The organism is Methylobacterium sp. GC_Met_2, assembly GCF_026540795.1.
Lineage (GTDB): Bacteria > Pseudomonadota > Alphaproteobacteria > Rhizobiales > Beijerinckiaceae > Methylobacterium.
Genome location: NZ_JALNUM010000012.1, coordinates 77,904 through 84,298 on the forward strand (window position 1 = coordinate 77,904; position 6,395 = coordinate 84,298).

Genomic DNA, 6,395 nt, shown 5'->3' on the forward strand with positions numbered 1-6,395 from the left:
TCGAGCCCCGCCATGGCGAAGGCCGATCCTGTCCCTGACGGGGCCCTCGTGCTGATCGCCGGGGCCGGGCGACTGCCGGAGCTCGTCGCCGACTCCCTGCGCCGGGCGCGGCGGCCGTTCCGGGTGATCGCCCTGCGCGGCTTCACGGGACAGACTCTGCGCGCCAGCGCCGATGCCACGGTCGACCTCCTCGACCTCGCCGCCACCCTGAAGCTGCTGCGCCGCTGGGGGCCGGCCATCGTGGTGCCGGCCGGGGGCGTGTCGCGTCCGAGCCCGGCCGCGATCCTGAATGCCGGCGCGGCCCTGCGCAACCGCGAGACACTGCGGGCCATGGCGGGCGGGGGCGACGACCGCCTCCTGCGCGCCGCGCTCGCGCTGGTCGAGGAGGAGGGGCACCGCATCCTCGGCGTCCATGAGGCCGCGCCGGATCTCCTCTGCCCGGAGGGGCCGATCGGACGGCGGCAGCCGGATGCGATGGCTGCCGGTTCGATCGCCGCAGGGCGTGGCGTGCTGGCGGCGCTCTCGCCCTTCGACCTCGGGCAGGCCGTGGTTGTCGCCGGCGATCGGGCGCTCGCCGTCGAGGGACCGGAGGGGACCGACCGGATGCTCGCCCGGGCGCGTGCCCTGGGTCGCCGGCCGTTCGGCTGGGGACGGGCGCTCCCCGCGACCGTCTTGGTCAAGGCGCCCAAGGTCGGACAGGATTGGCGCATCGATCTGCCGGCGATCGGCCCGCGCACGGTGCGCAACGCCGCCCGTGCAGGCTGCGTCGGCCTCGCCCTCGAGGCCGGCGGCACCCTGGTAATCGACCGCGCCGCCACCGCCGCGGAGGCCGACCGCCTCGGCCTGTTCGTCGTGGGCTATGGAACCGCGTCGCGATGACCCGACCCCGCAGCGTCTGGCTCGTGGCCGGCGAGGATTCCGGTGACCAGCTCGGCGCCAAGCTGATGCGGGCGCTGCGCGAGTCTGCACCGGACGTGGCGTTCGGCGGCGTCGGCGGCGAGGCGATGGCGGAGGCGGGGTTCGCGTCCCTGTTCCCCCTCGATGACGTTGCGGTGATGGGCTACCTGCCGGTGCTCGCCCGTGCCCGCACGCTGCTGCGGCGCATCCGCGAGACCGCCGAAGCCGCAAGGCACGCCCGGCCGGATGTGCTGGTCATCATCGATAGCCCCGGCTTCACCCATGCGGTCGCGAAGCGGGTGCGCAAGGCCGCCCCCGGCATTCCGATCATCGACTACGTCTCGCCCAGCGTCTGGGCCTGGCGCCCATGGCGCGCGAAGGGCATGCGCCCGTTCATCGATCACGTCCTGGCGCTGCTGCCCTTCGAGCCCGACGCGCATCGACGTCTCGGGGGCCCGCCCTGCACCTATGTCGGGCATCCGCTGATCGAGCGCTTGGCCGAGCTGCGCCCGTCCGGTGCCGAGACCCAGCGCCGTGAGACAGCGCCCTATAGCCTCGTGATCCTACCGGGGTCGCGCCGGTCCGAGATCGAGCGGCTGATGCCGGTCTTCGGTCAGGCGCTGGAGCATGTGAGCCGCACCGTTCCGGTCGAGGCGGTCCTGCCGGCGGTGACGCGCCACCGTGCCCTCATCGAGCGCCTCGCGGCGGCTTGGCCGGTCCCGGTCCGGATCGTCACCGGCGAGGGGCCGAGATACGCCGTCTTCCGTGGCGCCCGCGCGGCGCTCGCGGCCTCGGGTACGGTCACGCTGGAGCTCGCGCTGGCGGGCGTGCCCATGGTGGTGGCCTATAAGGTCTCGCGGGCCGAGGAGGTCATCGCCCGTCGGCTCATCCAGGTGCCCAGCATCGTGTTGCCGAACCTGATCCTCGCCGAGAACGCGATGCCGGAATTCGTCCAGGCCGAGTGCACGCCCGAGCGCCTCGCCGAAACCTTGGCGCCCCTGCTGGCGGGGGGACCCGCCCGCGCGGCGCAATGCGCGGCCCTCGCGCAGATCGACGCGCGGATGCGGCTCACGGATGCGGATACGCCGAGCCGCGCCGCCGCCCGGATCGTCCTGCAGGCTGCGGAGCGGCTGCCGGATTAGGCGTGGGCAGTGATCGCTGGTGCTCTGACGCATTCACTTCGTTCATGCGAGTGAGCACTAGTTCTTTAGTTTTGCATCAATTTTTCCAGACTCGGCTGACGCCTCCGTCTGGATCGATGCACTAGAGCCGTGCCCGATCGCGTTGCAATCGAGCACGGCTCTAAGTCTTCGTATTGATGCGCTCTCTTGCGCCGAACCGGTATCCACTTCGGCGGACAGCGCTCTAGCCGCTGCGCCGGTTGCAGCGCGTGTACGACACGGTCCCGCGGCTGCTCGACCATGTCAGGTGATCCTCGTCCACCGTCAGCCGGACCTGCGACGACCAGTGCCGCCCGCGGTCGCTGCATTCGGCCGCGGTCACCCAGGCGCCTCCGGATCGATGCATCTCGTGGAAGCTGCAGAGGGTACGGCCGGCGCGCGCCTGATCCGGCGTGATCGTCGCCGGGATGTAGCCCCGCCGCCGCGAAGGGTGCCCGCAGGCCGCCGGGCTCGGGCCCCAGAGCCCGACATAATCGGGCGCCGTCGCCACTGGTCGGGGGAGGGGGCTTGTCTGGACCGGCCGGGCAGCCTGACGTACCGCAGAAGCCGCCGTCGGGGCTGCTGCCGTCTCGCCGGTGCCGCGCTGCGATCCGGCTTCCGTCTGATCGAACTTCGCGAGGCGGCTCGATAGGGCCCGCGGCCCGGCGGCTGTCTCCGCGGATGGCGCCTCGGATCGTTGGGGCCGGAACGGTAGGTCTTCCGTCAGGTAGGCGGCACTATAGGCGAACAGCCCGACCCAGCCGGCGATCAGCAGGGCCGGCAAGACGTAGCGACGCCTGGGCCCGGAACGGGTTCCGTCGCCCGGATCCGCCAGCACCACCGCTCCCATCGTCCCCCCTCCGTCGTCGGTTCAGCGACCGAAAATCCCCTTCAGGAACTGCGCCGTGCGGTTACGCTTGCGCTTGCGCTCCAGCTCCGACGCGTCCTTGAGCCACGCGACCTGGACGACCCGCCGCTCGCCCTCGAACGGCTCGTGCCCATGCCAGGAATTGTCGGCGCGCAGAAACGCGAACATCGTCCCCATGGTGGGCGGCACCTCCACCGCGAAGGGCTCGTAGTTCTTCCCGTCGTAAAGCACCCGCAGGCGGCCGGCAGCCGGGGCCTCCCAGGCGTCGTTCATGTAGACGAGGAGCGTCAAGACCTTCGACGGTCCGTCGGTGTGGATCGAACCGTATTTCGGCTGGCTCTTCCGCATGATGGTGGTGAGCCGCGGGCAGGAGACGAGATCAATGCCGAACTTCTCGCCGAGGATCTTCGAGAATTCGTCGCTCTCCAGTTCGTCGATCAGCGCCTTGAAGCGCCCCTTGAGAGCGACTTCGTCGACGGTGAGATAGCCGGGCTTGGAGATATCGGGGAAGTCACGGCGGATCTCGTCGATGGCCTCGGGATTCAGGACGTTGTTGCCCAGCGTATAGGCGTAGGGCTCCCGGGAGAGGGGCGCAGCGCGCACCGCCGAGATGTCGAGGATCGAGAGGGCGGACATCGAGGGATCCCTTGGGTCCAGGGCGAATCGGCCGACACGCCGGGCGCGGATGGCACGTGCCGGAGGTCCGGGCGGAGGCATCGGCCTGTTCAGCCCCCGTCGGGCCCCGTCCGTCCTGGTGCAACCCGTCGCGGCGGTCCGAAAATCTCATAATCTGCCGATTGCGGCGGTCCGACGGCGAAAGCCGTCCGGTGGCGCATTCCGGTGACAGTCTCGGGCCGCGTGCCCGTGCAGGATAAGTTTGATGCCCGCGGATAGTCGTCCTGGGCGCATGCTGGACCCGTGTCTGATGAGGCCGCTGGCCCTCGCCCTGCTGTGTACACACCTCGTCGCGGTCGCGACCGGGGCGGAGGCGCTTGCGCAAACCCGGGCGCCGCGCGGCTCGATGACGGCCCGGATGACCTGCGCCGAGGCGATGGCGCTGGTCAAAGGCGAGCGGGATGTCGTGATCGCGGCCGGGTCGGCACCGGAGCGCTTCGTCAGCGGTCCCGCCCAGTGCAGCGGCTCTGAGATCGCCGAGTTGCGCTTCGCGCCCACCCGCGACAACCCGCAATGCCCGATCGGCTATCGGTGCCGCGAGCCTGGCTTCGAGGAGTGGAACTGGTAGGCGCGCAATCGGCGTAAATCGCCGCATCCCGCGAACGTGACGATAATTTCACGCGACAGCGTGCGGCAAAGGCCACTATCTCGCCATCGACCGGGGTCAAGGCCGCCGGGTTGCGCTTCTTTCAGGCGCGGTGGGGCGGGAGAGACGCGTGGCAGCACTCAGGACCGGGCTCGGGATCCAGGCCGTGCTCACGGCCATCGCCGCGCTGATCCTGCTGGCCCTGCCGGGAATCCCGAGCCCGCCGCTCTACGTCTCGCTCGCGGGCTTCGCGCTGGCCGGCATCCTGATCGCGTCCAACACCATCTCGGCCTACCTGAAGGTTTTCGTCTCGGTCTACGGCGTCGGCTACCTGCTGCTCGCCGGCACGAAGACGGCCGCCGCGATGGGCTTGCTGCCGCCCGTGATCGCCGCACTCCTGCCGCCGGCCTTCGCCGCCACCGGCGCGGTGGTGTTCGCCGCCATCGTGCTCGGAATTGCCTATCTCGAACCGATCCAGGCGATCACCAACATCGCAGACCCGTACTTCGCCAACCGCGACAAGCCGACCAAGGAGATCGGCCTGTTCCGCTGGTTCGGGACCACCGAGGGCCGAATCGGCCGCAACCTCGTGGCGCTCTCGATCTTCGTGAACTTCGCCGACGTGGCGCTGACGCTGCGGTTCAACTTCTTCTACCGCGACATCTACAACTCCCTCCAGGAGTACGACGCGAACGCCTTTTGGTACCAGCTGCTCTGGGTGTTCGTACCCCTCGCGACCCTGAACATCGCCATCGGCATGTTCGACCTGTTCGTGGATTCCTCGCTGCTGATCCGCTGGCGCACGTGGCTGACCCACAGCCTGTACGAGCGCTGGCTCGGCAACGGCACCCATTACCGGATCCCGTTCACCGACGAGGAGGCCGACAACCCGGATCAGCGGATCCAGGCGGACGTCAACAGCTTCATCGTGCAGACCACGACGCTGTCGATCCGGCTGCTGAGCCAGGCGGCGCAGCTCGTCTCGTTCATGGTGATTCTCTGGACCCTGTCACGCGACTTCGTGGTGCCTTTCACCGACACGGTCATCCCGGGCTTCCTGGTCTGGCTGGTGATCGGCTACGCGGTGGTGGGCACGTGGCTCACTCACTTGATCGGCCGGCCGCTCATCGGGCTCGATTTCCGGCAGGAGCAGGTCGAGGCGAATTTCCGCTTCGCGCTGGCCCGCAACCGGATTTATTCCGAGCAGATCGCGCTGCTGCGCGGCGAGCGCGCCGAGGCTTCGCGGCTCTCGACGCTGTTCCACAGCGTCATCGACAATTACGTTGGCATCATCTTCCGCCGCATCAAGCTGATCGCCTTCACGTTCAGTTACCGGCAGGCGAGCGTGATCTTCCCGATGGTGCTGGCCGCACCCTCGTTCTTCGCCAAGAAGATCACGCTGGGCGCCCTGCAGCAGACCTCGCAGGCCTTCGGGCAGGTGCAGAGCTCGCTCTCGTTCTTCGTGGATTCCTACACGACGCTGGCTGCCTACAAGGCCAACACCAACCGTCTCGGCTCCTTCCGCCGGGCCATGACCAAGGCCGAGGCGCTGGAGAATGCCGGCTACGGGCTCGTCCAGGGCAACGACACGACCGGCGACGTGACCGCGCGCGGGCTGGTCCTCGCCCTGCCGGACGGGCGCCCGATCGTGACCGCCGATGCTCTGACGCTGCCGCGGGGGAGCGCGACCCTGGTCACCGGGCCCTCCGGCTCGGGCAAGTCGACGCTGTTCCGCGCGATTGCCGGGATCTGGCCGTTCGGTCAGGGCCGGGTCGACGTGCCGGCCGGGCAGTCGGCGCTGCTGCTGCCGCAGCGGCCCTACATCCCACTCGGCACCCTGCGCGGCGCCGTGGTCTACCCGAACACCACCGATCAGTTCTCCGATGACGCCGTCAAGGAGGCCCTGGTCGCCGCCCAGCTGCCGCAGCTCGCCGACCGCCTGGACGAGGTCGATACCTGGGAGCGGCGCCTGTCGGGGGGCGAGCAGCAGCGGCTCGCCATTGCCCGTGTGCTGCTTGCCAAGCCGGCATGGCTGTTCCTGGACGAGGCGACCGCGTCCCTCGACGAGCCTTCGGAGGCGGCGCTCTACCGGATGCTGCGCGAGCGGCTGCCCGGGACGACCATCGTGTCGATCGGCCACCGCTCGACGCTGGAGGCTTTCCACGACCGGCGCATCACGCTGGAGCCGGAGGGTGGGGTGTTCACCCCG

The 6,395-nt window shown here is 69.6% G+C and carries 6 protein-coding genes; 4 read left to right on the forward strand and 2 right to left on the reverse strand.

Features of this window, described 5'->3' with window-relative positions:
* Window positions 1-12: 12 nt before the first annotated feature.
* Together lpxI and lpxB are read left to right on the forward strand one after the other, a co-directional pair.
* A complete protein-coding gene (gene lpxI / locus OXS49_RS07110; protein WP_243998866.1) occupies window positions 13-879 on the forward strand; it encodes a UDP-2,3-diacylglucosamine diphosphatase LpxI in 867 nt (288 codons plus the stop codon).
* Entirely contained in the window at window positions 876-2,039 is a 1,164-nt protein-coding gene (gene lpxB / locus OXS49_RS07115) for a lipid-A-disaccharide synthase (RefSeq protein ID WP_267422988.1), read from the forward strand. The genes lpxI and lpxB overlap by 4 nt, the downstream gene beginning before the upstream one ends.
* A 223-nt stretch (window positions 2,040-2,262) precedes the next feature.
* Here the strand turns inward: lpxB and OXS49_RS07120 are convergent, their stop codons facing one another.
* Both OXS49_RS07120 and OXS49_RS07125 read right to left on the reverse strand, forming a co-directional pair.
* Complete coding sequence (locus OXS49_RS07120; protein WP_244006166.1) at window positions 2,263-2,907, reverse strand: peptidase inhibitor family I36 protein; 645 nt, start codon at window positions 2,905-2,907, stop codon at window positions 2,263-2,265.
* A 21-nt stretch (window positions 2,908-2,928) separates the two neighbouring features.
* On the reverse strand, window positions 2,929-3,561 hold the full coding sequence (locus tag OXS49_RS07125; RefSeq protein WP_244006168.1) for a 2OG-Fe(II) oxygenase: 633 nt from the start codon (window positions 3,559-3,561) through the stop codon (window positions 2,929-2,931).
* Window positions 3,562-3,850: 289 nt separating this feature from the next.
* Between OXS49_RS07125 and OXS49_RS07130 the strand changes: the two genes are divergently transcribed.
* Window positions 3,851-4,168 carry a hypothetical protein gene (locus OXS49_RS07130; RefSeq protein ID WP_244006170.1) on the forward strand — a complete coding sequence of 106 codons (318 nt, stop codon included), beginning with the start codon at window positions 3,851-3,853 and terminating at the stop codon, window positions 4,166-4,168.
* A 148-nt stretch (window positions 4,169-4,316) separates the two neighbouring features.
* On the forward strand, window positions 4,317-6,395 hold a 2,079-nt coding region (locus OXS49_RS07135), incomplete at its 3' end, for an ABC transporter ATP-binding protein/permease (RefSeq protein ID WP_267422989.1).

Coding starts and splice junctions, on each gene's coding strand:
- OXS49_RS07125 (WP_244006168.1), bottom strand. CDS start 3,561: ATGTCCGCCCTCTCGATCCTCGACATCTCGGCGGTGCGCGCTGCGCCC.
- OXS49_RS07120 (WP_244006166.1), bottom strand. CDS start 2,907: ATGGGAGCGGTGGTGCTGGCGGATCCGGGCGACGGAACCCGTTCCGGG.
- lpxI (WP_243998866.1), top strand. CDS start 13: ATGGCGAAGGCCGATCCTGTCCCTGACGGGGCCCTCGTGCTGATCGCC.
- OXS49_RS07130 (WP_244006170.1), top strand. CDS start 3,851: ATGAGGCCGCTGGCCCTCGCCCTGCTGTGTACACACCTCGTCGCGGTC.
- lpxB (WP_267422988.1), top strand. CDS start 876: ATGACCCGACCCCGCAGCGTCTGGCTCGTGGCCGGCGAGGATTCCGGT.